The 26,645-nt window shown below is 48.9% G+C and carries 21 protein-coding genes and 1 pseudogene; 2 read left to right on the forward strand and 20 right to left on the reverse strand.

Annotated elements, in window-relative coordinates; genetic code table 11:
* Positions 1 to 15: 15 nt before the first annotated feature.
* On the reverse strand, positions 16 to 1,353 hold the full coding sequence (adeP, locus tag ACJHWT_RS11735; protein ID WP_001318140.1) for an adenine permease AdeP: 1,338 nt from the start codon (positions 1,351 to 1,353) through the stop codon (positions 16 to 18).
* Between the two features lie 166 nt (positions 1,354 to 1,519).
* On the opposite strand from adeP, the gene yieH reads away from it, so the two are divergent.
* Complete coding sequence (gene yieH / locus ACJHWT_RS11740; protein WP_000078056.1) at positions 1,520 to 2,185, forward strand: 6-phosphogluconate phosphatase; 666 nt, start codon at positions 1,520 to 1,522, stop codon at positions 2,183 to 2,185.
* A 66-nt stretch (positions 2,186 to 2,251) separates the two neighbouring features.
* Complete coding sequence (locus tag ACJHWT_RS11745) at positions 2,252 to 2,725, forward strand: protein CbrB (protein ID WP_000116758.1); 474 nt, start codon at positions 2,252 to 2,254, stop codon at positions 2,723 to 2,725.
* A gap of 81 nt (positions 2,726 to 2,806) precedes the next feature.
* On the opposite strand, the gene ACJHWT_RS11750 is transcribed toward ACJHWT_RS11745, so the two are convergent.
* The 19 genes and pseudogenes from ACJHWT_RS11750 to atpD all read right to left on the reverse strand — a co-directional run bounded on the left by ACJHWT_RS11750 (position 2,807) and on the right by atpD (position 26,636).
* Positions 2,807 to 3,529, reverse strand: a complete 723-nt coding sequence (locus ACJHWT_RS11750; RefSeq protein ID WP_000766879.1) for a glucosamine-6-phosphate deaminase — start codon at positions 3,527 to 3,529, stop codon at positions 2,807 to 2,809.
* Between the two features lie 14 nt (positions 3,530 to 3,543).
* The gene (locus ACJHWT_RS11755) at positions 3,544 to 4,713 is read right to left on the reverse strand and encodes an alpha/beta hydrolase (RefSeq protein WP_001318142.1); all 1,170 of its coding nucleotides are present in this window, start codon (positions 4,711 to 4,713) and stop codon (positions 3,544 to 3,546) included.
* Positions 4,714 to 4,739: 26 nt separating this feature from the next.
* On the reverse strand, positions 4,740 to 6,356 hold the full coding sequence (gene bglH / locus ACJHWT_RS11760) for a carbohydrate-specific porin BglH (protein ID WP_000489882.1): 1,617 nt from the start codon (positions 6,354 to 6,356) through the stop codon (positions 4,740 to 4,742).
* Positions 6,357 to 6,441: 85 nt separating this feature from the next.
* Positions 6,442 to 7,835, reverse strand: a pseudogene (gene bglB / locus ACJHWT_RS11765) (6-phospho-beta-glucosidase BglB).
* A gap of 18 nt (positions 7,836 to 7,853) precedes the next feature.
* Entirely contained in the window at positions 7,854 to 9,728 is a 1,875-nt protein-coding gene (gene bglF, locus ACJHWT_RS11770) for a PTS beta-glucoside transporter subunit IIABC (RefSeq protein ID WP_001318143.1), read from the reverse strand.
* A gap of 133 nt (positions 9,729 to 9,861) precedes the next feature.
* Positions 9,862 to 10,698 (reverse strand): transcriptional antiterminator BglG, encoded by an 837-nt coding sequence (gene bglG, locus ACJHWT_RS11775; RefSeq protein WP_001312208.1) that lies wholly within the window; start codon positions 10,696 to 10,698, stop codon positions 9,862 to 9,864.
* A 285-nt stretch (positions 10,699 to 10,983) separates the two neighbouring features.
* Positions 10,984 to 11,709, reverse strand: coding sequence for a phosphate signaling complex protein PhoU (gene phoU, locus ACJHWT_RS11780; protein WP_000377784.1), 726 nt, complete (start codon positions 11,707 to 11,709; stop codon positions 10,984 to 10,986).
* A gap of 14 nt (positions 11,710 to 11,723) precedes the next feature.
* A complete protein-coding gene (pstB, locus tag ACJHWT_RS11785; RefSeq protein WP_000063125.1) occupies positions 11,724 to 12,497 on the reverse strand; it encodes a phosphate ABC transporter ATP-binding protein PstB in 774 nt (257 codons plus the stop codon).
* A 90-nt stretch (positions 12,498 to 12,587) separates the two neighbouring features.
* Positions 12,588 to 13,478: a phosphate ABC transporter permease PstA gene (pstA, locus tag ACJHWT_RS11790; RefSeq protein WP_001251985.1), complete on the reverse strand. Its 891-nt coding sequence runs from the start codon at positions 13,476 to 13,478 to the stop codon at positions 12,588 to 12,590.
* On the reverse strand, positions 13,478 to 14,437 hold the full coding sequence (gene pstC / locus ACJHWT_RS11795) for a phosphate ABC transporter permease PstC (protein ID WP_000741620.1): 960 nt from the start codon (positions 14,435 to 14,437) through the stop codon (positions 13,478 to 13,480). Before pstC ends, pstA begins: the two co-directional genes overlap by 1 nt.
* 86 nt (positions 14,438 to 14,523) lie before the next feature.
* Positions 14,524 to 15,564 carry a phosphate ABC transporter substrate-binding protein PstS gene (gene pstS, locus ACJHWT_RS11800; protein ID WP_000867146.1) on the reverse strand — a complete coding sequence of 347 codons (1,041 nt, stop codon included), beginning with the start codon at positions 15,562 to 15,564 and terminating at the stop codon, positions 14,524 to 14,526.
* 247 nt (positions 15,565 to 15,811) lie between these two features.
* Positions 15,812 to 16,882, reverse strand: a complete 1,071-nt coding sequence (locus ACJHWT_RS11805; RefSeq protein ID WP_001318144.1) for a fimbrial protein — start codon at positions 16,880 to 16,882, stop codon at positions 15,812 to 15,814.
* A 10-nt stretch (positions 16,883 to 16,892) separates the two neighbouring features.
* Positions 16,893 to 19,415, reverse strand: coding sequence for a long polar fimbrial usher protein LpfC-O113 (gene lpfC-O113 / locus ACJHWT_RS11810; protein ID WP_000989201.1), 2,523 nt, complete (start codon positions 19,413 to 19,415; stop codon positions 16,893 to 16,895).
* Between the two features lie 24 nt (positions 19,416 to 19,439).
* Positions 19,440 to 20,171 carry a long polar fimbrial chaperone LpfB-O113 gene (gene lpfB-O113 / locus ACJHWT_RS11815; RefSeq protein ID WP_000088121.1) on the reverse strand — a complete coding sequence of 244 codons (732 nt, stop codon included), beginning with the start codon at positions 20,169 to 20,171 and terminating at the stop codon, positions 19,440 to 19,442.
* 47 nt (positions 20,172 to 20,218) lie between these two features.
* Positions 20,219 to 20,791, reverse strand: coding sequence for a long polar fimbria major subunit LpfA-O113 (gene lpfA-O113, locus ACJHWT_RS11820; protein WP_000827818.1), 573 nt, complete (start codon positions 20,789 to 20,791; stop codon positions 20,219 to 20,221).
* Positions 20,792 to 21,098: 307 nt separating this feature from the next.
* Positions 21,099 to 22,928, reverse strand: a complete 1,830-nt coding sequence (glmS, locus tag ACJHWT_RS11825; protein ID WP_000334086.1) for a glutamine--fructose-6-phosphate transaminase (isomerizing) — start codon at positions 22,926 to 22,928, stop codon at positions 21,099 to 21,101.
* 161 nt (positions 22,929 to 23,089) lie between these two features.
* Positions 23,090 to 24,460 carry a bifunctional UDP-N-acetylglucosamine diphosphorylase/glucosamine-1-phosphate N-acetyltransferase GlmU gene (glmU, locus tag ACJHWT_RS11830; RefSeq protein WP_000933736.1) on the reverse strand — a complete coding sequence of 457 codons (1,371 nt, stop codon included), beginning with the start codon at positions 24,458 to 24,460 and terminating at the stop codon, positions 23,090 to 23,092.
* Between the two features lie 353 nt (positions 24,461 to 24,813).
* Positions 24,814 to 25,233 (reverse strand): F0F1 ATP synthase subunit epsilon, encoded by a 420-nt coding sequence (locus tag ACJHWT_RS11835; RefSeq protein WP_001251965.1) that lies wholly within the window; start codon positions 25,231 to 25,233, stop codon positions 24,814 to 24,816.
* 20 nt (positions 25,234 to 25,253) lie between these two features.
* On the reverse strand, positions 25,254 to 26,636 hold the full coding sequence (gene atpD, locus ACJHWT_RS11840) for a F0F1 ATP synthase subunit beta (RefSeq protein WP_000190506.1): 1,383 nt from the start codon (positions 26,634 to 26,636) through the stop codon (positions 25,254 to 25,256).
* Positions 26,637 to 26,645 lie beyond the last annotated feature (9 nt).

Genomic DNA, 26,645 nt, shown 5'->3' on the forward strand with positions numbered 1-26,645 from the left:
AACGCGCTATCGATTTTAGTGAGCGTCGATAAACACAATCTTCAGGATAAACAGCAGCGCAACGATGATTACGCACGGGCTAATGTCACGCAGACGTCCGGTACCAATCTTCATCACGCAGTAGGAGATAAAGCCCAGCGCAATACCTTCGGTAATCGAAAAGCTGAACGGCATCATCACAGCGGTAATAAACGCCGGAACAGATTCAGTAAGATCCTGCCAGTTCACGCGAGCAAGACTTGAGGTCATCAGTACGCCCACATAGATCAGCGCGCCAGCTGCGGCATATCCCGGCACCATCCCCGCCAGCGGCGACAGGAAGATAACCAGCAGGAACAGCAGACCGACAACCACTGCCGTCAGGCCGGTACGCCCCCCAACGGAAACGCCGGAAGAAGACTCGATATACGCCGTAACAGAAGAAGTCCCGATAAACGAACCGGTCACGGAAGAGATGCTGTCGACATACAGTGCCTGCTTCATGCGCGGGAATTTACCTTTTTCATCCGCCAGTCCTGCTTTATCGGTCACGCCAATCAGTGTACCGGAGGAGTCAAACAGGTTGACCAGCATGAAAGAGAAAATCACCCCTGCCAGCCCGAGGTTAAACGACCCGGCTAAATCTACATGACCCACGACACTCATTACGCTCGGCGGCGCAGAAACGATGCCATTGTAGTGGACATCACCCAGCATCCAGCCCAGCAGCGTCGTCACCACGATGGAAACCAGCACCGCCGCGTGAATGTTGCGTGAGGCCAGAATAGCAATGATGAAGAAGCCGAGGATCCCCAGCAGTACGCTGTGAGAAGTCAGATTACCGATGCTCACCAGCGTTTCCGGGTTAGCGACAATCACACCTGCATTCTTCAGTCCCATCATGCCAATAAACAGGCCGATACCGCTGGTAATGCCCACACGCAGACTCACCGGAATGTTGGCTATCATCCAGTAGCGAACGCGGAAAATCGTCAGTAACAGCAGACCAATCGCGCCCCAGAAGATTGCGCCCATCCCGACCTGCCACGGCAAGCCCATCGCCTGCACAACCACAAAAGCGAAGAACGCATTCAGGCCCATAGCGGGTGCCAGTGCAACTGGCAGGTTAGCAAACAGTCCCATCATAATACTGCCGAATGCAGCAATCAGACAGGTAGTAACGAAGACGGCGCTGGTATCCATGCCAGCAACGCCAAGAATTTGCGGGTTAACAAAAACGATGTAAACCATCGTCAGGAAGGTGGTAAAACCGGCGATCACTTCGGTCCGTGCCGTCGTGCCATGTTCGCGCAGTTTAAACACGCGTTCCAGCATCCCCTGGCCAGAAGCCTGGGTTGTGTGTTGTTGACTCATTATCTATTTCCGAACAAGGAGGGAAAATCCGTCGCTATCGTATACCAAAATGAGACAATATGGACGGCTGAAGATAACTTTTTTTCATTGTATTTGCTTATACGGCAACGATTGCGTGATGCGAATTGGCATGACGAAAACGTTAAACTAACGATAAAGGAAAGACATGTCCCAGATAGAAGCGGTATTTTTCGACTGCGACGGTACGCTGGTCGATAGCGAGGTCATTTGCTCTCGCGCCTATGTCACGATGTTCAGGGAATTTGGCATTCACGTTGACCTGGAAGAGATTTTTACCCGTTTTAAAGGCGTAAAACTCTACGAAATCATCGATATCATCAGTAAAGAACAGGGCGTGACGATGGTCCAGGCCGATGCCGAGCACGTTTACCGCGCAGAAGTAGCACGTCTGTTTGATACCGAACTTGCGGACATCGCAGGAGCGAACGAATTGCTGGCGAGCATTAACGTGCCGATGTGCGTCGTCTCTAACGGTCCGGTCAGCAAAATGCAGCATTCGCTTGGTAAGCTCAACATGCTGCACTACTTCCCGGAAAAACTGTTCAGCGGCTATGATATCCAGCGTTGGAAGCCCGATCCGGCATTAATGTTCCATGCGGCAAAAGCGATGAATGTGAACGTTGAAAACTGCATTCTGGTCGATGACTCCAGCGCAGGTGCGCAATCAGGGATAGATGCCGGAATGGAAGTGTTTTACTTCTGCGCTGACCCGCACAATAAACAGATCGTTCACCCGAAAGTCACCACCTTTACCCATCTTTCGCAATTACCGGAACTGTGGAAGGCGCGTGGTTGGGATATTACGGCATAGTTATTCACACTCCCTTCACTTACTCCACTTAAATTGGCACGCAAAGGTAAGTAAAGGGAGTTTGATATGTCTGTTTCACGTCGGGTAATTCATCACGGACTGTATTTTGCGGTTTTAGGGCCGTTAATTGGTGTTCTGTTTCTTGTCCTCTACATATTCTTCGCAAAAGAACCGCTGATTCTTTTGGTAATAATACAGGTACTTCCATTGTTTCTCTTAATGTCGATAACTACGGGAGCTATTCCTGCAATGTTAACTGGCGTAATGGTCGCCTGTCTGCCGGAAAAGATCGGGTCACAGAAACGTTATCGTTGTCTGGTTGGCGGCATAGGTGGAGTCGTTATCACCGAGATCTATTGCGCTGTTATCGTACATATTAAGGACATGGCTTCCTCAGCGTTGTTTGAAAACATTCTTTCTGGTGAAAATCTCGTTGTCCGCATCATCCCAGCATTGCTGGCAGGCGTAGTGATGAGCAGAATCATTACACATCTACCCGGATTGGATATTTCATGTCCTGAAACAGACTCTTTAAGCTAAGCGGAATGCTTTATCTATTTGTCATTAAATGTTGGAGAACAGGCCGGAGCGTAATTCACACATCCGGCCTTATTTTTAAGCTTAACCGAGCGCTAATTCTGCGGCAGCGGCTTTATCAGCGATGACTATCAGCGAAGGGTGCAACTGCAATACGGAAGCTGGAACATCTTCGGTAACCGGACCTTGCAGAACATTTTTCAGTGCCTGCGCTTTACCTGCGCCACTGACAATTATCAGCAAGTTTTTCGCCGCCATGATGCTTTTCGGCCCCATCGTCACGTAGCTGTCAGGCACTAATGAAAAGTCGCCGCCCAACTCGCCATGCGCCACAATATCAACCATCTCTCCCTGGATCGGGAACTCCACGGTTTGCTCATGGAAATGGGTCGTATTTGGCAGATTGCCACAAAAATGACCATCTGCACCTAATCCCAACACCACCAAATCCAGGCCGCCTTCACGCGCCAGTTTCTGATCATGCTCGCGGTAGTTATCAATAGTGAGCTTCTGGATACTCTCTTCTTTGATCCCCGCAGGGGTGAAAAACAGATTACGCAGATTGGTAATCGTTACGCCTTCTCCCTCTTTGCCGCGAAATGGAATTTCATCGAAATTGTAGAAATAGCAGTTATCGTACCAGGGCTTACCTTTTACCAGAGTGGTGAGGTATTCGTACATGCCTTTGGGCGTGCTCCCGGCGGTAATTGCCAGGTTAACACGGCGCATCTTCGACATATAACCAAGCAGATGATGTGCCGCGACACGGCTCATTTCCTGGTAATCTTCGGTAATGATCAATTTCATCTTAATGCCTTATTTTATTTAAATAATTTCTGTACAAAGGCTGCATAGGCTGGTCGCCAGACATCCATTTCATGGTTCAGACCGGGATATTCCTGGTAATCAAACTTAATTTTTTTCTGCTCAAGCTCAGTTTTCAGCCCGGCGATATCCTTGCCGGTTACGACATCTTTATCGCCCACGACCACAGTAAAATTACGTAGTTGCTGGTTAATAGCTGCCGGCTCGTTCAGCCGGGCAGCGACCCCTTCATCTGGTACGGTCGTCGTGGTAACACCACTGAATGTGGCCAGCCAGCCAAAGCTTTCCAGATGATTCATTCCCGATACCAGTGCCTGATACCCACCTTGTGAAAGCCCTGCCAGTGCGCGACCATCGGCATCTTTACGGACATTAAAACGCTTGCTAATCAGCGGGATAATATCGTTCATCAATTCGCGATCTGCCGCTTTAGCATTTAACGGATAAAAGACTTTACGTCTCTCCTGAGGAACGAAATCTTCGGGAATAATGCCCTTCGCATCGGTTTCGGTATCCGGGATCACCACCAGCATCGGTTTAATTTTCCCTTCAGCCAGCAGGTTATCCATGATTTGCGGGATACGCCCCTGATCAATAGCGGAACGTCCGGTATCACCAAAGCCGTGATAGAAATAGAGCACTGGCAAAGGCTCGCCTATGCCGGTGTATCCTGGCGGGGTCCAGACATACATCTGACGTTCGGATTGCAATGCGTTGGAGTGGTAAGTTATGGCGATCAAATCACCATGCACAACAGAACGTGTATCCAGATAACTGCCCGGTACCAGAATCATACTGGAGTTAACCTGGCGCTGAGGCTTAGTCATTGCTGTACCTGTATCAATGCTGCGTACACCATCAACATTGAAAAAATACTCGTACAGGTTGCCTTTCAGAGCAGGCGTGCGCCACGACCAGACTCCTGCTTCGTCTTTGGTCATCGGGTGAATATTGTCCGGAACCGGAACACCCACCACTACAGAGACATTTTTTGCCCCAGGGGCAAAGTAGCGAAAGGTCACGCTGTTATCGGTATTGACCTGAGTCACATACTGTTTCACCGGAATAGTGGGTGCCGGGCTGGCTGGCATATCCGCTGCTATGGCCCATTGAGCAGAAATACCGCTGGCAATAGCCAGCGTTAAAGCAGCAATTTTTATATTCATCGTAATATTCCTTTTATTAAGTTCCATTACCACCAGATTTCAGCCTGGGCACCGACAGCAAACTGGTCGTCTTTATTGTCTTCAAAGGTGAAGCCATCCAGTTCGTTTTCCAGAGCTTTGATATATGTAGCGTAGAAACGAATTTCCGGGCGCGAGGTCAACATACTGGTATTGACTTTAAAGGTATGGAAGAGCGTGGTTTTATAACCAGACTCATTATATTTATTGCTATTCGCATCTTTGTTTTGCTGGGTGAAATAGCCCAGTTCAACACCTGTCTGGTTATATTGGTCCCAAATATAGGCCGGGCGAACAACCGCACGAATAGATTCGAAATCAGAATGTGCGCCTGTTTCGTAGCTATAAATATCGTTACCGAAGGAGTAAACAATCGCGTTAGCCACAATGAAATGATCGCCGATATAAGCTTCGCCCTGCGAAGTCAGACGAACTGCAGTTCCGCCTGTGTGATCACCATAATAACGACCATTAAAGGTAGTAAATGGACTTGCACCAGCATAACGACCAAAGTTACTGGCGATAGAGTTATTCGCAACCAGGAAGGAGAATTCGTTGAAGCCACCCTTATCAAATTTCTGCGTTAAAGATGTACCAAACATCCAGGTATCTTTCCAGTCATAATACCCGTTATTATCCTGATTATCTTTTTCCGATGCGCTTTCATTTGCTGAGACATAACAACCGCTCACCATTAAGGTGGCTTTATCCCATAACGGGATATCTTTATAGCGTAAATCAATGGTATTGGTATTAATCTGCTGTTTGTTTTGCAGGCTGCGATCGTAATCATCGACATCTTCACGAACCAGCGCGATATCAATTTTACCCGGACCGACTTTCCAGTTTTCCAGACCTACACCTGCGGCAGCATCGGTACGCTGCGTTTTCCAGTCAAGCATCTGGATTTCAATTTTCGGCGCACCGTGTTTACCCACCCAGAAATCAGCCTCTGGCGCAAAGGGCAGGAAACCTTTGGTGGTAACGTACATATCAGAGAACTGCATAAAGTTCTCACCACCGGCGTTATCGCCAAACCAGCCGGTAGAATACTGCTGACCAACGTTACCATCCATCATCACAACGGCATCAACCCGTTTGCCGTTTTCGTTGTAGACTCGTTGTTTTAACTGCAAATCAAACCAACCGGAGTATTCGTTACCAAAGCGGCCAAGAGAACCAATCGCCCATGATTTAGGTGAACCATGAGAGGCTGTACCCCAACCAGAACGATAATAGCCGTTGTAACTAAAGCCAATTTCATCTTTCACAAATTTACTGAAATCTTTCAGTGTCATGGAAGAATAAATCGAGCCCGTCTCACTGGCATTTTTCTCTTCATTTTTGACCAGTACGGCATCAGGTTTTGCGGCACTACTGGTCGGGAACGGATTGGTGGCATATCCTTGATCATTCGTACTTACGCTACGATTCACCGTCGCTGGCGTATACTTTTTCTTCTCTTCATCTTTATATTTTTTCAGTTCGCTTTGCGTTTCTCTTAACGCCTTTTCTAATAGCTCAAGGCGTTGTTCCACTGTTAATGATTCAGCCAATGATTGTGCGGAAAAGGCTAACGGTGCCATTAATAAGATGGCAGAGGTAATAAGATTTCGTCTAAACATAATATCCCTTTATGGTGCAAAGAAAGAATTAACGCATCGCATCCAGACTGTTCTGGATGCGACGATAATTAAGGTACTTTATTGGTTATTTTTTTAATGATAGCCCCCGAGTTTTGATCACTTCTGCATACCATCCGAAGCTTTTCTTACGCGTTCTTGTGAGGCTTCCTTCACCATTATCATCACGATCCACATAAATAAAGCCGTAGCGCTTAGACATTTGTGAATGAGATGCACTGACTAAATCAATTGGCCCCCAACTGGTGTACCCCATAATATCCACACCATCGGCAATTGCTTCATTTACCTGTACCAGGTGATCGTTTAAATAGGCAATTCGATAATCGTCCTGTATCGAACCATCCACTTCAACGCTGTCTTTTGCGCCTAATCCGTTCTCGACAATAAATAACGGTTTTTGATAACGATCCCAAAGCGTATTTAACAGAATCCGTAATCCAACCGGATCAATTTGCCCCCCCACTCTGAACTTTTCAGATGCGGATTTGGGATCATATTCAGTATGTTGCCCTGCGCATTTTTATTAATGCTTTCGTCGTGGGAAACACAACCGGTCATGTAATAACTAAAAGAGATGAAATCTACGGTATGTTTTAAATCTTCTGCGTCACTTTCAGTCATCTCAATGGTGATATTGTGGTCGCGGAAGAAACGCTGCATATAGCCGGGATACTGACCACGCGCCTGAACATCACCAAAGAACATCCAGCGCCGATTCTCCTCCATGGCCTGCAACATATCCTGTGGCTGGCAGGTGAGGGGGTAAACCAGCCCACCGAGAAGCATATTGCCGATTTTCGCTTCGGGGATCAGGCTATGACAGGCTTTAACTGCCCGCGCACTGGCAACCAGTTGATGATGGATCGCCTGATAAACTTCCGCCTCGCCACTCTCTTCTGCCAGCCCCACGCCCGTGAATGGCGCGTGTAATGACATGTTGATTTCATTAAACGTCAGCCATAACGCTACTTTATGTTGGTAGCGGGTAAAGACCGTGCGTGCGTAATGCTCGAAGTGATCGATGACCGCCCGATTAGCCCAACCGCCGTAGTTTTTCACCAGCCCATATGGCATTTCGTAATGGGATAACGTTACCAGCGGCTTGATCCCCACCTGCGCCATTTCATCAAACAGCCGATCGTAAAACGCTAACCCCGCTTCATTCGGTTCGGCTTCGTCGCCCTGAGGAAAAATTCGCGCCCAGGCAATGGAAATACGCAGACAGGTGAAGCCCATCTCGGCAAATAACGCGATATCTTCCGGGTAACGGTGATAAAAATCGATGGCGACATCTTTGATATTCTCTTTCCCCAGGATGCGCGGTTCCATTTTTCCCATTACGCCATGAGGCTGTAAATCTGAGGTCGTGATCCCTTTGCCATCTTCCTGCCAGGCGCCTTCCACCTGATTGGCAGCTGTTGCACCACCCCAAAGAAATGTTTCTGGAAATGCTTTCATAATTAACTCCTTTTATCGTTAGCGAATGATGGATAACAGCGGCTCACCAGCGTTTATCTGCGCCGTGCCGTGGGGTAATACGTCCGTAAAATCATCGCTATTACTGATTAATACCGGCGTCGTCAGATCAAATCCGGCCTCGCGAATAGCAGGGATATCAAAAGAAATCAGCCGATCGCCTGTATTGACCTTGTCACCCACGTTGACGTGAGCGGAAAAGAATTTGCCGTCCAGTTTTACGGTGTCGATACCGACATGAATCAGGATCTCCACGCCATCATCTGACTCAATGCCGATGGCATGTAATGTGGCGAACAACGAAGCAATTCGACCCGCCACCGGAGAACGCACTTCACCAACAGAGGGCAGAATGGCAATACCTTTACCCAACAGGCCGCTGGCAAACGTGGTATCAGCGACGTGAATGAGCGGCACAATCTCTCCCGTCATCGGTGAACAGATACCGCCCTGCTCAGGTGTAATAACCTCTGGTGTTTTCTCTTGCTGGGCAACTTGCGCTGACTGACTCTTAGCGGTGATGAAATGAAACATCACCGTACCGACAAATGCGCAACCGATGGCAATGACACCGCCAATAACGCTGGCCCATACGGTGAAATCAATCCCCGTTGACGGGATGGTTTGCATGAAGGTGAAAATACCTGGCAAACCAAAGGAGTAAACTTTCGTTTGCGCGTAGCCAATGATGGTGGCCCCCAATGCCCCACTTATGCAGGCGATAACGAAGGGGTACTTACGCGGCAGATTGACGCCATATACCGCTGGTTCGGTGATACCAAACAAACCTGTCAACGCCGCTGATCCCGCCACCACTTTTTTCTGTGCATCGCGTTCGCAGAGGAAGACGCCGAGCGCCGCCCCGACTTGCGCCATAATGGCGGGCATTAACAGCGGGATCATGGTGTCGTAGCCCAGCACGGTGAAGTTATTGATAATTAAAGGTATCAAACCCCAATGCAGACCGAACATCACAAAGATTTGCCAGAAGCCGCCCATTACCGCGCCTGCAAATGCAGGAACCGCCTGATAAAGCCAGAGATAACCGGCAGCAATCAGTTCACTTATCCAGGTTGATAGCGGCCCCACCAGCAGAAATGTGATGGGCGTGATGACCATCAGACATAGCAAGGGTGTGAAGAAATTTTTGATTGCCGAAGGTAACCACGCATTAAGTCGGCGTTCCAGAATGCTGCACAACCAGGCAGAAAAAATAATGGGAATAACCGATGACGAGTAATTCAACAATGTGACCGGAATACCCAGGAAATCCAGCCCCAGCGCATCCACTTTTTGCCCGTTCTCGAAGGCAGTCAGAATTAATGGATGCACTAACGCTCCGCCAATCACCATGGCAGTAAATGGATTGCCGCCGAAGCGTTTCCCTGCGGTGTAGCCCAGGATTATCGGGAAGAACCAAAACAAGGCATCACTGGCGCTAAATAAAATTAAATAAGTACCACTTTGTTCGGTCGCCCACTGAAAAGTGAGTGCCAGAGCCAACATACCTTTCAGGATCCCGGTTGCCGCCATCAAACCGATCAGAGGCGTAAAAATACCTGAAATAACATAAACAAAGCGGTTTAACAGATTATCTTTATCATCATTTTCCGGTGCCTGTTGCGCTTTTTCGCCAAGGCCTGCCACGCTGTTAACCGCCAGGAAGACATCGGCCACATGGTTACCTATGACAACCTGAAACTGGCCACCGCTTTCCACCACCATAATAATACCGGGGGTCTTTTTCAGTACCTCAGCTTGCGCTTTGCTTTCATCCTTTAACTTAAAACGTAATCGCGTTGCACAATGCATCAGACTCACAATGTTATCTGCGCCCCCGACTCCTGCGACTATTGTTCTGGCTAACTCCGTCATAACTTGCCCTCTACCGCTTTGCGGCAAAACTCCAAAAAAAAACCTGAAAAAAACGGCCTGACGTGAATCAAGCAATTTTTTTCAGGTTTTGCCCGCTTAGTGCGGTAACAATCCTTTATTCAGTAATAATATTTCAGTGTTCTTTGCGCACGCGCTCTATATTTATGGCTAAAAACATAATCTCTGCAGGTGAGATTTTACGTTGATACTGCAAACCAATAAAAATGGCGATCCGCTCCGCACATTGCCATGCTTGCGGGTAATTTTGCTTTACTGCTTGTTGTAATGATTCATCACTATCGTTAATCGATGCATGTTCAAGAATACGCCAGGATAAAAATTTCAGATGCGTAACCAGTCGCTGATAACTCAAGCTTTCTTCCTGGTAATTAAGGCTGAACTGAAATTTTATTAATTGCAGCATTTCTCGCATTAATTGCGTGACACCTGCAACATCCTCCATATTTCCGCTCATTTGGGCACTGACCAGATGCATGGCAATAAAGCCCACTTCATCTTTCGGTAACTGCACGCCCAACCGTTTATCAATAATGGTTAACGCTTCTTCCCCTAGCTGGAACTCTTTCGGGTAAAGTCGCTGGATATCCCACAGCAGCGGGTTGGGCAGTAGCACGTTTTGCTGAAAGCGTTTAATCGCAAACTGGCAATGGTCAGTTAGCGAGATATAAATACTGTCCTGCAACTTTCCCAGACGCTCCTGCGCCAGAGAGATAATACGATCACAGGTTGCCATCACCTCAAGAGGCATATGACTTAAGAGTTCGCTTAATCGCCCGTTCAGTTCATGACTGCTCAAGGCATACTCTTTTTCTATTCCACTTGAGTTAATTCTTTCGCCTGGGCGTTTTTGAAAGCCAATTCCGCGCCCCATGACGACTTTTTCCCGCTGTTGATCATCAATAACCACCACAACATTATTGTTGAGAATTTTGGTGATTTGCATGTTCATAGCAAGGACCTTTTTTATAAACAAAAAAACCCGACTTCACCAGTATTCTCTGGTTATGTCAGGTTTTGCCTGCGAATGCAGTAACAATCCAGTCATTAATCAATGGTTTTTATAACGAACATCCAGGTTCGAAAATTAATTTAGTTGCGTGCAGAGAAAATAGCAATGCTCTATTTATAAAAGTATGACCATGCTCGCAGTTATTAATTTTGTGTAATTTTAGGATTTTATAAAGTTATATATAACAAATCCCAATAATTAAATTATTGGGATTTACTTGGTGAATTATTTATCGCTATCTTTTTCTGCCAGCAGTTTATCGAGCTCGTCACCACCGACGTGACGGAAATCCTGCCCCTTCACGTAGTAGAAGATAAACTCACAAATATTCTGGCAGCGGTCGCCGATACGTTCGATTGAACGCGCACAAAACAGCGCGGTAAGTACGCTTGGAATGGTGCGCGAATCTTCCATCATGTAGGTCATCAGCTGACGAACAATACCTTCGTACTCCTGATCGACTTTTTTATCTTCACGATAAATACGTACCGCTTCATCAATGTCCATCCGCGCGAACGCGTCCAGCACGTCGTGCAGCATCTGGATGGTATGACGGCCCAGCGACTCCAGACTTACCAGCAACGGCTGATGCTGCTGGGAGAATTTCTCCAGCGCAGTACGGCAGATTTTGTCCGCCACGTCGCCAATACGCTCCAGCTCGGCAATGGTTTTACTGATCACCATAACCAGACGCAGGTCGCTCGCCGTCGGCTGGCGTTTGGCAATAATGCGCACGCAGGCTTCATCGATCGCCACTTCCATCATGTTGACGTTCTTGTCGCCTTCGATGACGCGCTTCGCCAGATCGCTGTCCTGGTTGTGCATTGCAGTGATCGCATCAGAAAGCTGCTGCTCCACCATGCCGCCCATGGTCATCACCTGCGTGCGGATGCTTTCCAGTTCGGCGTTGAACTGGCCGGAAATATGTTTATTAAGATTGAGACTGTCCATAACGCACTCCTGAATCAACCGTAACGACCGGTGATGTAGTCTTCTGTTTGTTTCTTCGCTGGCTTGGTGAACAGATCGTCCGTGTTGCTGAACTCAATCAATTCGCCCAGGTACATAAACGCCGTGTGGTCGGAACAACGCGCAGCCTGCTGCATGTTGTGGGTGACGATCACCACGGTGTAATCCTGCTTCAGTTCGGTAATCAGCTCTTCAATACGCCCGGTGGAGATGGGGTCGAGCGCCGAACATGGTTCGTCGAGCAGCAGCACTTCCGGGCGAATGGCGATACCACGCGCAATACACAAACGCTGTTGCTGACCACCAGAGAGAGAGTAACCGCTCTGGTGCAATTTATCTTTGGTTTCGTTCCACAATGCGGCTTTAGTCAATGCCCACTGCACGCGCTCGTCCATGTCAGCACGGGAGAGCTTCTCAAACAGACGCACGCCAAAAGCGATGTTGTCGTAGATGGACATCGGGAACGGCGTCGGTTTCTGGAACACCATGCCCACTTTCGCACGCAGCAGGGCGATATCCTGAGAGTTGGTCAGGATGTTGTCGCCATCGAGCAGAATTTCACCTTCCGCACGCTGTTCCGGGTACAGTTCAAACATTTTGTTGAAGGTACGCAGCAGCGTTGATTTACCGCAGCCGGACGGCCCGATAAACGCCGTAACCTGGTTTTTGGCGATATCCAGGTTGATGTTTTTCAGGGCATGGAATTTGCCGTAGTAGAAGTTCAAATTACGAACCTGAATTTTACTCGGGGCAGTTTCAACCATACTCATTGCAATCTTTTCCTCATCGTGCCTGATGCACTTCGCGAATCAGGCTTACCGTAGGCCGGATAAGGCGTTTACGCCGCATCCAGCAAAGTGTTAACCGTGTTTATTCTTCGCAAAAACAACGCGCGCCAGAATGTTCAGCAGCAGTACGCACAGGGTAATGATCAACACCCCGGCCCAGGCCAGTTGCTGCCATTCCGCAAACGGGCTCATCGCAAACTTAAAGATCGTCACCGGCAGGTTGGCGATCGGCTGCATCATGTCCGTGCTCCAGAACTGGTTGGAGAGCGCAGTAAACAGCAGCGGCGCGGTTTCACCAGCAATACGGGCAATCGCCAGCAGGATACCGGTCATGATCCCGGACACCGACGCTTTCAGCGTGATCGCGGCAATCATCTTCCACTTCGGCGTACCCAGCGCATAAGCCGCTTCACGCAGGCTGTCCGGCACCAGTTTCAGCATGTTCTCGGTGGTGCGGATAACAATCGGCACCTGCAACAGCGCCAGCGCAATCACGCCCGCCCAGCCGGAGAAGTGCTCCATCTGCGCCACCACAATGGTGTAAACAAACAGACCAACCACAATCGACGGCGCAGAGAGCAGAATGTCGTTAATGAAGCGAATCACTTCTGCCAGCCAGGATTTACGACCATATTCAGCCAGGTAAATCCCCGCCATAATGCCCAGCGGCGTACCGAATACGGTAGCCCACAAAATTAACAGGCCGCTACCCGCCAGGGCGTTCGCCAGACCACCGCCTTCCGTATTGGGTGGTGGCGTCATTTCGGTGAACAGCGCCAGCGACATACCGTCGATACCGCGAGTGATGGTGGACATTAAAATCCAGATCAGCCAGAACAGACCGAAGGCCATCGTCGCCATTGAGAGCGTCAGCGCAATACGGTTTTTGAGGCGGCGACGCGCCTGCATTTTGCGGCGGGATTCAGCCAGTGCCGCAGTGGTTTGCATTTCAACCATAGCCATTAGCGTGCCCCCTCATTCTTAGCCAGGCGCATAATCATAAACTTCGATGCGGCGAGGACGATGAAGGTAATCACAAACAGGATCAGGCCCAGTTCCATCAGTGCAGCGACGTGCAGACCGGATTCCGCTTCCGCAAATTCGTTGGCCAGCGCAGAGGTGATACTGTTGCCCGGCATATACAGCGAGGCGCTGTCGAGTTGGTAGGTGTTACCGATGATAAAGGTCACCGCCATGGTTTCACCGAGCGCGCGCCCCAGCCCCAACATAATGCCGCCGATAACACCATTTTTGGTGAACGGAAGAACGATACGCCAGATAACTTCCCAGGTGGTGCAGCCAATACCGTAGGCCGACTCTTTCATCATCACCGGGGTTTGTTCGAATACATCGCGCATTACCGCCGCAATGTACGGAATAATCATGATGGCGAGGATCACGCCTGCCGCGAGGATACCGATACCAAAGGCCGGGCCGGAGAACAGCGCGCCGACAATCGGGATATTCGACATGATATTGCCGACCGGCTCCTGGAAGTAAACGGCGAACAGCGGCGCAAAGATAAACAGGCCCCACATGCCGTAAACGATACTTGGAATGGCAGCCAGCAGCTCAATGGCGATACCCAGCGGGCGTTTCAGCCAGCCAGGCGCAAGCTCGGTCAGGAACAGGGCGATACCAAAACTCACCGGGACGGCGATCAGCAGCGCGATAAACGAGGTCACCAGCGTACCGTAGATCGGCACCAGCGCCCCGTAGATATCGTTCGGCGCATCCCACTCTTTGGTCCACAGGAAAGCCAGACCAAATTTCTGAATGCTCGGCCAGGAGGAGATGATCAGAGAGACAATAATGCCACCCAACATCAATAGCACAATCAGCGCCGCCAGTTTTACCAGCACGCTGAAAATTATGTCGCCCTTTTTACCCGGTGGGTTAAAAGCAGGCTTGGTTGCAGCCATAAGTTACTCTTCAGTTAAACGCGTTTACAAAGTCATTTTGTAATGCCGGATGCGGCGTAAAACACCGTACCCGGCCTGGAGTTTTATTAGTACAGCGGCTTGCCGCTACTGTCTTTAATATTGGTCTTCCACGCAGCGCGAACCTGTTCAACTACGCTATCCGGCAGGCTGGCATAATCCAGGTCGTTCGCCTGTTTAGCCCCGGTTTTGTATGCCCAGTCGAAGAACTTCAGCACTTCGGTGCCTTGTTCTGGTTTCTTCTGATCTTTATGGATCAGAATGAACGTGGTAGAGGTAATAGGCCATGCATCTTCGCCTTTCTGGTTGGTCAGATCCTGAGCGAAGGTTTTGCTCCAGTCTGCGCCTTTTGCTGCATTAGCGAAGTTTTCTTCGGTCGGACTCACCGGTTTGCCATCAGCGGAGATCAGTTTGGTGTACGCCAGGTTGTTCTGCTTCGCGTAAGCATATTCAACGTAACCAATTGCACCCGGCAGACGCTGAACGAACGCGGCGATACCGTCGTTACCTTTACCGCCCAGACCGATCGGCCATTTTACGGTAGAGCCAGTACCAACGTTGTTTTTCCACTCTTCGTTCACTTTCGCCAGGTAGCTGGTGAAGACGAAGGAAGTCCCGGAGCCATCTGCGCGGCGTACTACAGCAATGTTCTGTGAAGGCAGTTTCAGACCCGGATTCAGTTTGGCGATGGCTTCATCATCCCACTTCTTGATTTTGCCCAGGTAGATGTCGCCGAGGGTTTTACCATCCAGCACCAGTTCGCCAGACTTCAGACCTGGAATATTAACCGCCAGCACTACGCCGCCAATCACGGTCGGGAACTGGAACAGGCCTTCCTGAGCCAGTTTTTCGTCAGACAGCGGCGCGTCAGAGGCACCGAAATCAACGGTATTAGCGATAATCTGTTTTACGCCACCGGAAGAACCGATACCCTGGTAGTTAACTTTATTACCGGTTTCTTTCTGGTAAGTGTCAGCCCATTTGGCATACACCGGCGCAGGGAAGGTTGCACCTGCACCTGTCAGGCTTGCTTCTGCAAACACAGAGAAAGCACTCATCGATAAGGTCGCGGCGACAACAGTTGCGACGGTGGTACGCATAACTTTCATAATGTCTCCTGGGAGGATTCATAAAGCATTGTTTGTTGGCTACGAGAAGCAAAATAGGACAAACAGGTGACAGTTATATGTAAGGTTTATGACAGTTTTATGACAAATCAGAATTATTAATTAACTTTTTGATTTTATTGACTAAGAAAAAGAAAAGTAATGTCATCTTTTTATCATGCAGAGTGAAAACTCGCGGACAAAAATGCGTAAGATGACAACGGTGTGAGGAACACCGCTGTCAGTTCGTTTAGCGTACAATCTCAATTGTTATCGTTGCAGTCGCGGTAAATGTTCCTGGCGCGGGGCGAGCCCCCGTAAGGCTTGCAGGAGCAGCAGAAAAAGTGACGCTACCGGCTTTTTCACCAAAGACGGTTGATTTACCCATATCTGTCGGCAGTTCACCACCGTTAACATTGATTTCCTTATTATTTTTATCATAAATTTTAATCCCAACGTTCGGGTTTGATGTCACGACCATTGAGTTGTCAGTACTGGGTTCGGTAGCATAAAAAGAGGTACTGATATCATCAGTATTTAGTATTCCTAAATTTTCACACTCAATGGTGACGGTTTTGGTAATTTTATGCGTTGTCACGGTACTTCCAGCTACCGAAGAAAAATCTGCCGCAGGAATTTCTTTAAAATCAAAATTAATGGGTCTTAAACTGTTAATTTCACAGCTTTGCGGTGCAGTGATATCGCCACGAATATAAACATCCGCCATAGGTTGTGAGTAATCAACCGGAGTGTCACGGCTTATGGTTCCGTACAATTTTGCCACGAGAGTTTCAGGAATAATTAACTTTCCAGCAAAAGTCTTCTTAATATAAAAATAAATTATTGCTTTTGCACCACTGGAAATACTTAATGGGTCCGTGCGACTACATTTATATGAACCTCCAGTAGGCCTGTTAGCATGGTATTCAAAAGGTGCATTAATGTATCCTACACCGAGAAGGTCTATCGATATTCCAACATCCAGATTAGGATTCAAATTAAAGTAGTTTACATTAGAACGAACACCTGCATAACCTAAGGACTCGTTTATTCTCGCTGTATAATAAATATAAGGAAACTCTCCCACGTTCCCTGTATCACAATGGCAGTGAGCAGGATAAGAGTCCCCATTTGTCACGGTTTTATTAAAGGTCTTTCCCACTCTGTTCTCGTCTGCCGTAATCAGATAGCCGGAAAAATCAAGTGTGCTATGAAAGGACCCATTATCTGAAGTGCAGATACCTTTTGGGGCCGCAAATGTTGCGCCACTAAAGGAGAAGATAAAAACAATAAAGCACCATGGTATAATATACTTGTTCATAAAAATCCTTTTAATGACATGTCACACCTTGTTCAATTAAGCCGCTTTCACTTTCTGGTATTGAAAGTGAATAATCGAAGGTGCATGTAGTGGCGGCATTTTCTCCCCAGGAGAGCATCACCTGCCCTTTTTCAGGAAGGCCCGAGAGATAAAGCTCCCCCTGGTCACCGACAATTCCTGAATCAGCGGAGCTTGTATTTTGTACTGTAGCAATAGCGCCAAAAGGTGCTGGTTTACCTTTTGTACCCGCAACCCTGAAAAGCACACGATAACCAACACGAGTAACAAATTCGGCCTTAACCACTGCACCACGGGTGGGAACCATCGTAACGACGGTATTATCAAGTTCTATATTCGACTTCGAGAAATAGTTATCGCTGATTGCTACCCGGTTTTCATCATAAGGGTTTAGCTGTGTCTTGACCGTATAGCCGCGCCAGTCCGTCGCAGCACCGCGCATATTGTCTATTTCTAACCCGGCAGCCCCTGGTGCTTTAACAAGAGCTATGGTTTCACCCAACTCCTGGCTTAACGTTACGCCTTCGCTGTGCGCCAGAATTCCCCCTCTGATACCATAATTCAGCCTCTGAGAATTTTGGCTGTAGTTATAGCTGCCGTTCACCGTGCCATAAGTGCCATCATAGGTCAGGGACATATTACCGCCAACCTCATCATCATGGCTGTTATAGGACTGCATTAAATTCCAGGAAAGGTTATTTCTTTCCAGCGCCGTACCGCTGAGTCCAAGTTGATGTGAGCTACCGGAATTATCGTTTTGTGAAACAGAATAGGTGGCGTAACTATTTCCCCACCAGCCCGATAAAGGAACAGATAAAGAGAGCATGTAGATCTGCTCACTGGTGTTATCACTGGCATGGTTGTTCCCCGTCCCCTGCCGGGCAGTATTGGAATAACTCCAGGAGACGTTCCACGAGAGACGCTTCCAGCTACTGCTGTAGCCAAATTGCATTAATCGTTCAACATCATCGGTATGCCAGTACTGCTGGCGACTTAATGTCAGATATAAGTTGCCATAGTCTCTGCCCAGTGATTGCGTTAACGTTCCTTCCACACGGCTGCGGCGGTTACCGGTTTCCCAGAAATCTTCAGGATTATTACGCCGCGACGCCCATTCATTGAGAGTATAGTAACCTTCGGTGGAGTAACGATAGCCAACCAGGCGCAAGCTGGTATCCGTATCGTCAAAGCGTTTCGAATACAGAAAGCGATAAGACTGACCGGTTTCCGTATCAGCATGGCTAAATTTCGCACGGGCATGTGTCACATCGAAAGAAATTGCACCCAGTGCGCCAAGCTCTTTACCGACACCCAAAGCGGCAGAACCATACTTTTCAGCAGCCTGCATACCTCCATACAAGGTGAAACCGTAGGGAAAACCATGAAGGATCTGCACCTGAAGAACGTCAGGGGTAAAGCCATCTTCATCGCGTAATTCTCCCACACTGACATCAACATCAGTTTGACCTTCACGTTTGAGGATGGCTAACGACGCATAAGGTTGAGTAAATCGTTGTTCGCTACCGTCTTCTTCTTTGATGGTTACGTCCAGATCACCACCTGTACTGGCGGTGTTGAGGTCGGTAATTTCAAAAGCACCTTGTGGAACGGCTGACTGATAAATCACGTAGCCATTCTGGCGAATAATGACAGTGGCGTTAGACTTTGCAATCCCACGCACTACGGGGGCAAATCCGTTTTGGCTGGCAGGCAACATATCGTTATCGGTATACAAGCGTGCGCCACGAATTTGCGTACTGTCGAAGATATCGCTCGCCGTCCACGTATCACCTATCATAATCTGGCTTCTTAACGCAGCTATATCACGTTGTATCCAGGTGCTTATAGAGTTGTATTCTGCACTGCCATCGGTCGTATTTAAGGTGCTGTAATTGCGTAATCGCCACGGCCCAATATTCAGTCCATTGCGCAGATTGAGATAACTGGTATCTGTCTCTTGTGAACCATAATCCGAACGTAGAGTATGTGAACCAGAAAAATCGTAGTTGATGGTGAGCGCGTTAATCCCCTCATCCCAACGCGAGGGGCTGATGTAATCATAAGCCATCGCATCCATATAGATTTGGGGAATGGAGATATTCAGTTGCAGTTTATCGCTGTCGAACTGCCATGATGAGCCTTCAATGCGTGGCCCAGGATCAATACAGACTGTTTCATCTACATCATTGAGCGATTTCAGCGCATCAACTTTTACGCCAAAGGTGGTTAGCGTTTTTTTAATAGCGACAAAGCAGGCGTGTAAATCAGCATCGGGATTATCCTGAACAAAGGTCACATCCTGACGTTCAAACATTTTACTGTTGATAAAAATATCAACGCTATAAACACCTGGGGGCATCAGGTTTGCCCGATTAAACTGGCGAATATCGACTCCGGATTGATGGTCGATTTCCAGAAGCGCCGGATTGAATACACTGACCTCGGCCATCAGGCTTTGCGAGAAAATCAGACACGTCCCTGCCGTGAGGCCAACCTTTATTCTGGTCGTCATCATAATACGCCTATCCTTTTCCCTTGCTTACAGCGTCATTTTTATCGGGTCACTGACTGCGCCGTAATCATTAATAAATCGCCAGATCATTTGGCCTCCCGCAGAATTAGCAGGTAAAGGTAACGTGAGCGTTTCAAAAGGACGGATCATGTTGAGGGGCACATCATGACCATCAACGATGACATCCATCACACTGATATGAATCGGGTTGGGATTCTCTGCAATCAGGTTTCGTCCTTCCCGGTGCCACTTCACCTTCGGTGCAGCATCTTCGGGAATCAGGCGAATGCTTGCCGGTCGCCAGAACAGCTTGATACGCGTTTTAACTGCGATTTCCAGTGAGTTCGCCGCTTTGTTGCTCGCAGAGGGCGGAATATTTTTAATATTCAGCCAGAAGACTGACTCGCGATCATCAGGCAATGACACACCTTTGGTATGAATAATGCGTAATACTTTTTCTTGCGCGGGTTCTAATCGTGATACCGGAGGAATAACGGTAAACGGTGCTTTGATTTTATCCTCTTTATTAAACGGATCTACCCATGCCTGGATGAGATAAGGAATTTTTTCTTCCTTGCTAAATACAGAAATAGATTTATCTGGGTTATTACTTAAGTAAACTACCCGTGTACCACCAATGACAACGCCTGCATAGGTTAATGCTGGTTGGACTAAAAAAACACTGAGTATAATCGCGGTAAATAACTTACATGAAACGGTTGTTTTAAAGAGCCTGATTAAACAACTTTTTCTGGACATAACGACTCCCTGGCCAAAGCCAACTGAATAAAAAGGCCCTTGATAAATTATTTCTTATATTCGACAGTAAATTGTGAATCGGCGTTCGCCGTACCCGCCGTTACGGTTGCATTGGTTGCCACATAGCGTGCAATAAACTTCATTTCAGCCTTGCCTTCAGCGTCGATAGCGGTATAGGCAGAATCGTTATAAAGTTTAACCTGCGAGTTATCTGACTGGTTAAAAATACGAATACCGACACCCGTTGCCGCAATCGCTTGTCCTGTACCGGTAAAATCGCCAGGGTTGCCCGCTGTAAGCGGCGTACCCACTTTCAGGTCGCCGTCGCCGCCAGGCGCTTCTGTACCATCAAAACGAACGGCTGCCTGAGTGTAGGTTGCCGGGCACTTTTCAAGCTTAATACTGAACTGCTGTGGTGACGCCAGACTACCTACACCTGAAAAAGCATTTTTACTGACTTTACCCAGTGGGACAATTTGATCGGCTGTATCGGAGGTAACTTCACAAGTCGTGTCGACAATTTCACCGACGAAGTGAACAACACCATCTTCTGCCAGTGCATTACCGGCCAGCATTAGAGATGCCAGAGTGAATGCACCGCCTATAATATTACGCTTCATAAAAACTCCATTGATATAATATATCCTTTACCATGAATCATCACCTATATTAATAGGTACCTTTTTGATTCAAAGGCATAGTACATCAAAGAGATGATTTTATCTAAAAATAATATTAATTGGTCGCATTTTAATATAAATTAATTATTTAAATATTATTAAAACAGCAAAAAATCAAGTTTATTATCAGACATTAATAATAATTCAGAATATATTTATATCGATGGGTATATGAATAATGAATTTATTGATATCACTTATGAAAAAGGGCCGCCGGTCGGCAGCCCTTTTTTATCAACGATGGAGATTACTCAACCGTAACCGATTTTGCCAGGTTACGCGGCTGGTCAACGTCGGTGCCTTTGATCAGCGCGACGTGGTAAGCCAGCAGCTGCAGCGGAACGGTGTAGAAGATCGGTGCAATCACCTCTTCCACATGCGGCATCTCGATGATGTGCATGTTATCGCTACTTACAAAACCCGCATCCTGATCGGCGAAGACATACAACTGACCACCACGCGCGCGAACTTCTTCAATGTTAGATTTCAGTTTTTCCAACAACTCGTTGTTCGGCGCAACGACGATAACCGGCATATCGGCATCTATCAGCGCCAGCGGACCGTGTTTCAGTTCGCCCGCAGCGTAGGCTTCAGCGTGAATGTAAGAGATCTCTTTCAGCTTCAATGCACCTTCCAGCGCGATTGGGTACTGATCGCCACGTCCCAGGAACAGCGCGTGATGTTTGTCAGAGAAATCTTCTGCCAGCGCTTCAATGCGTTTGTCCTGAGACAGCATCTGCTCAATACGGCTCGGCAGCGCCTGCAGACCATGCACGATGTCATGTTCAATGGAGGCATCCAGACCTTTCAGGCGAGACAGTTTCGCCACCAGCATCAACAGCACAGTTAACTGGGTGGTGAATGCTTTGGTGGAGGCCACGCCAATTTCCGTACCGGCGTTGGTCATCAGCGCCAGATCGGATTCGCGCACCAGAGAAGAACCCGGAACGTTACAGATTGCCAGCGAACCAAGGTAACCCAGCTCTTTCGACAGACGCAGGCCCGCCAGGGTATCCGCGGTTTCGCCAGACTGTGACAAGGTGATCATCAGGCTGTTACGGCGCACGGCAGATTTGCGATAGCGGAATTCAGAGGCGATTTCGACGTCGCACGGAATACCTGCCAGCGATTCAAACCAGTAGCGGGAAACCATACCGGAGTTATAAGAAGTACCACAGGCGAGGATCTGAATATGCTCAACCTTCGACAGCAGTTCGTCGGCGTTCGGTCCCAGCTCGCTTAAATCAACCTGACCGTGGCTGATGCGCCCGGTAAGGGTGTTTTTGATCGCGTTTGGCTGTTCATAGATCTCTTTCTGCATGTAGTGACGGTAAATACCTTTATCGCCCGCGTCATATTGCAGATTGGATTCAATATCCTGACGTTTTACTTCCGCGCCAGTTTTATCGAAAATGTTTACCGAACGGCGAGTGATTTCCGCAATATCGCCCTCTTCAAGGAAGATAAAGCGACGAGTCACTGGCAACAGCGCCAGCTGGTCAGAAGCGATAAAGTTTTCGCCCATGCCCAGACCAATCACCAGCGGGCTACCAGAACGTGCCGCCAGCAGGGTATCCGGGTGACGGGAGTCCATGATCACTGTACCGTACGCACCACGCAGTTGCGGAATAGCACGCAGAACAGCCTCACGCAGAGTACCGCCTTGTTTCAGCTCCCAGTTCACCAAATGTGCAATCACTTCGGTGTCGGTTTCAGAAACGAAGGTATAGCCACGCGCTTTTAACTCTTCACGCAGCGGTTCATGGTTTTCGATGATGCCGTTATGCACCACCACAATGTGTTCAGAAACATGCGGATGCGCGTTAGCTTCTGAAGGTTCACCGTGGGTCGCCCAGCGAGTATGAGCAATACCGGTGCCGCCATGCAGAGGATGTTCTTCCGCTGCCTGAGCCAGCATCTGTACTTTACCGAGGCGACGCAGGCGGGTCATATGACCTTCTGCATCAACAACGGCCAGACCGGCAGAGTCATATCCGCGGTATTCCAGACGACGTAAACCTTCAAGAAGGATTTCTGCTACATCACGTTGCGCGATCGCGCCAACAATTCCACACATAGTTTTTGATTCCGATTTATATCGTTGTCGGTCAACCTGTATGCCCGTTTTTTCGGGCGCCCCGAGCCTTGTAGAGAGTGGGGTTATTTTTATAGTTACTGCTTGTGGGCGGGAGATTATGTTATCTCCTCATCCCATATGACCGGATTTCCCAGCCAGAATTACTTTTTCTTTACCGGACGACGCCAGCCTTCTTTTTGAGTCTGCGGCACACGGCTGATCGCCAGGGCGTTTTCGCCGACATTACGCGTCACAGTTGTACCCGCAGCAATGGTCGCGCCTTTGCCTACTGTTACCGGGGCCACCAGCTGAGTGTCGGAACCGACAAACACATCGTCACCGATAATGGTCTTAAATTTATTCGCACCATCGTAGTTGCAGGTAATGGTTCCCGCGCCGATGTTAACGTTATCGCCAATTTCCGCATCGCCCAGGTAAGTCAGATGACCAGCTTTCGAGCCTTTACCCAGACGCGCTTTTTTCATCTCAACGAAGTTACCGACGTGTGCACCTTCCAGCAACTCAGCACCAGGACGCAGACGGGCAAACGGGCCAATGGTACAGGCCGCTGCCAGATTCGCATCTTCCACAACGGTATACGGACTGATTTCGCAATCATCGCCAATCACGCTGTTTTTAATCACGCAACCGGTGCCGATTTTCACGCGATGACCGAGAGTCACGTTGCCCTCGATGATAACGTTAGTATCAATTTCAACATCGCGCCCGTGAGTAAGCGTACCGCGCAGATCAAAACGCGCCGGATCGCGCAGCATAACGCCTGCTAACAGCAGTTTTTCAGCCTGTTCGGACTGGTAAACGCGCTCCAGTCGGGAGAGTTGCAGGCGGTTATTCACGCCTTCTACTTCGCTTAAACGTTGCGGATGAACGGCGACGATTTCACGCCCTTCCTGATACGCCAGCGCAATAATGTCGGTGATGTAGTATTCACCCTGAGCGTTATTGTTGGTCAGCTTCGCCAGCCAGCGTTTCATATCTGCGCCGTTGGCAATCAGAATGCCGGTGTTGATCTCCTGAATCTGACGCTGCTCGTCGGTGGCGTCTTTGTGCTCAACAATGCCGGTAACTTTGCCGTTTTCACGGGTGATACGTCCATAACCGGTCGGATCATCCAGTTTTACCGTCAGCAGACCAATGCCACCCTGCGGTTTAGCATCACGCAGGCGCTGGAGTGTTTCGACAGAGATCAGCGGCACGTCGCCGTAGAGCATTAAAATGTCTTCATCATCGGCAAAGAAAGGTGCGGCCTGCTGCATCGCATGACCTGTACCCAGCTGTTCTGCCTGAAGCACCCAGTTCAGGTTGTCATCTTTCAGCGCCTGTTTAAGCAGATCGCCGCCGTGACCGTAAACCAGGTGAACGTGCGCTGCGCCTAATTCATTCGCAGCATCAATGACATGCTGAACCATCGCTTTCCCGGCAAGGGTATGCAGCACTTTCGGAAGATCGGAATACATGCGCGTGCCTTTGCCTGCGGCAAGGATCACTACGCTCATAGCATTATTCAACATACGCGTCCTGACTGTAATTTGAGAACGAATTTAAACCGCTTCACCTTGAAAAAACTACATTTTTTTCATCGTGAAATGGACAGAGGATAAATTGTTCAATAACGGATTATCCCCGCTGACGAAAGCGCCATTTTCGACCATCGTCACGCCTTTTGTCTGCAGAAAATTAAGGCAGTACCTTCATTTAAGCGTCAGGTGGATGTTTTTGCTCTTATTTCGATCAATGAATAAACGGGAAAACAGGGGTGTTTTATATCATCAGGATCTATGTGAACGCTTTTCAGGACGGGTCAATACGCGTAAAAAAAAGCCAGCCTGTTGCCAGACTGGCTTTTGTGCTTTTCAAGCCGGTGTTACATCGCTTTTTTGGTCAACTCGATAACGCGCAGCTGCGCGATCGCTTTGGCCAGTTCCGCAGACGCCTGAGCGTAATCTACGTCGCCGTGAGAGCTGCTAATGTGCTCTTCAGCCTTACGTTTCGCTTCCATGGCTCGCGCTTCGTCGAGATCCTGGCCGCGAATTGCGGTGTCGGCCAGAACAGTCACGTTGCCAGGCTGCACTTCAAGAATGCCGCCAGACAGATAGATAAACTCTTCGTGACCGTGCTGTTTCACGATGCGAATCATACCAGGCTTAATGGCGGTGAGCAGCGGTGCGTGGCCAGGGTAGATCCCCAGTTCACCTTCGCTACCCGTTACCTGGATTTTCTCGACCAGACCAGAGAACATTTGTTGCTCTGCGCTGACGACGTCCAGGTGGTAAGTCATTGCCATATCACCCTCCGATTAAGGCGTTAAAGTTTTTTGGCTTTTTCCACAGCTTCTTCGATGGAACCGACCATGTAGAACGCCTGCTCCGGCAGGTGATCGTATTCGCCTTCCATGATGCCTTTAAAGCCACGGATGGTGTCTTTCAGGGAGACGTATTTACCCGGAGAACCGGTGAATACTTCTGCCACGAAGAACGGCTGGGACAGGAAGCGCTGGATCTTACGAGCACGCGCTACCACCAGTTTGTCTTCTTCAGACAGTTCATCCATACCCAGGATGGCGATAATGTCTTTCAGTTCCTGATAACGTTGCAGGATGGACTGAACGCCACGCGCGGTGTCGTAGTGTTCCTGACCAACCACCAGCGGGTCCAGCTGACGGCTGGTGGAGTCCAGCGGGTCAACGGCCGGGTAGATACCCAGAGACGCGATCTGACGGCTCAGTACCACGGTTGCGTCAAGGTGCGCAAAGGTGGTTGCCGGAGACGGGTCAGTCAAGTCATCCGCAGGTACGTATACTGCCTGTACGGAGGTGATAGAACCGGTTTTGGTGGAGGTGATACGTTCCTGCAGAACGCCCATCTCTTCCGCCAGGGTCGGCTGATAACCTACCGCTGAAGGCATACGGCCCAGCAGTGCGGATACTTCCGTACCGGCCAGGGTGTAACGATAGATGTTGTCAACGAACAGCAGAACGTCACGACCTTCGTCACGGAATTTCTCAGCCATGGTCAGACCGGTCAGAGCAACGCGCAGACGGTTTCCCGGCGGCTCGTTCATCTGGCCATACACCAGGGATACTTTGTCGATAACGTTGGAGTCGGTCATTTCGTGGTAGAAGTCGTTACCCTCACGAGTACGTTCACCTACGCCCGCAAACACAGAGTAACCGGAGTGCTCGATCGCGATGTTACGAATAAGCTCCATCATGTTTACGGTTTTACCTACACCCGCACCACCGAACAGACCAACTTTACCGCCCTTAGCGAACGGACACATCAGGTCGATAACTTTGATACCGGTTTCCAGCAGTTCCTGAGAGTTTGACAGCTCTTCGTAGGAAGGTGCTGCGCGGTGAATCGCCCAACGCTCTTCTTCACCGATCTCGCCTTTCATGTCGACCGGTTCACCCAGTACGTTCATGATACGGCCCAGAGTCGCTTTACCTACCGGGACTTCGATCGGGTGTTCGAGGTCTTTTACATCCAGACCGCGACGCAGACCGTCGGAGGAACCCATTGCGATGGTACGCACGATACCGCCGCCGAGCTGCTGCTGAACTTCCAGCACCAGACGCTCATTACCATTTTGCACCTCAAGAGCATCGTACACGCGCGGTACGGCATCCTGAGGGAATTCGACGTCAACTACGGCGCCGATTACCTGGACAATCTTTCCAGTAGCCATCTTAAATCC

This window comes from Escherichia sp. WS338, assembly GCF_046486405.1.
GTDB classification, from domain to species: domain Bacteria; phylum Pseudomonadota; class Gammaproteobacteria; order Enterobacterales; family Enterobacteriaceae; genus Escherichia; species Escherichia coli.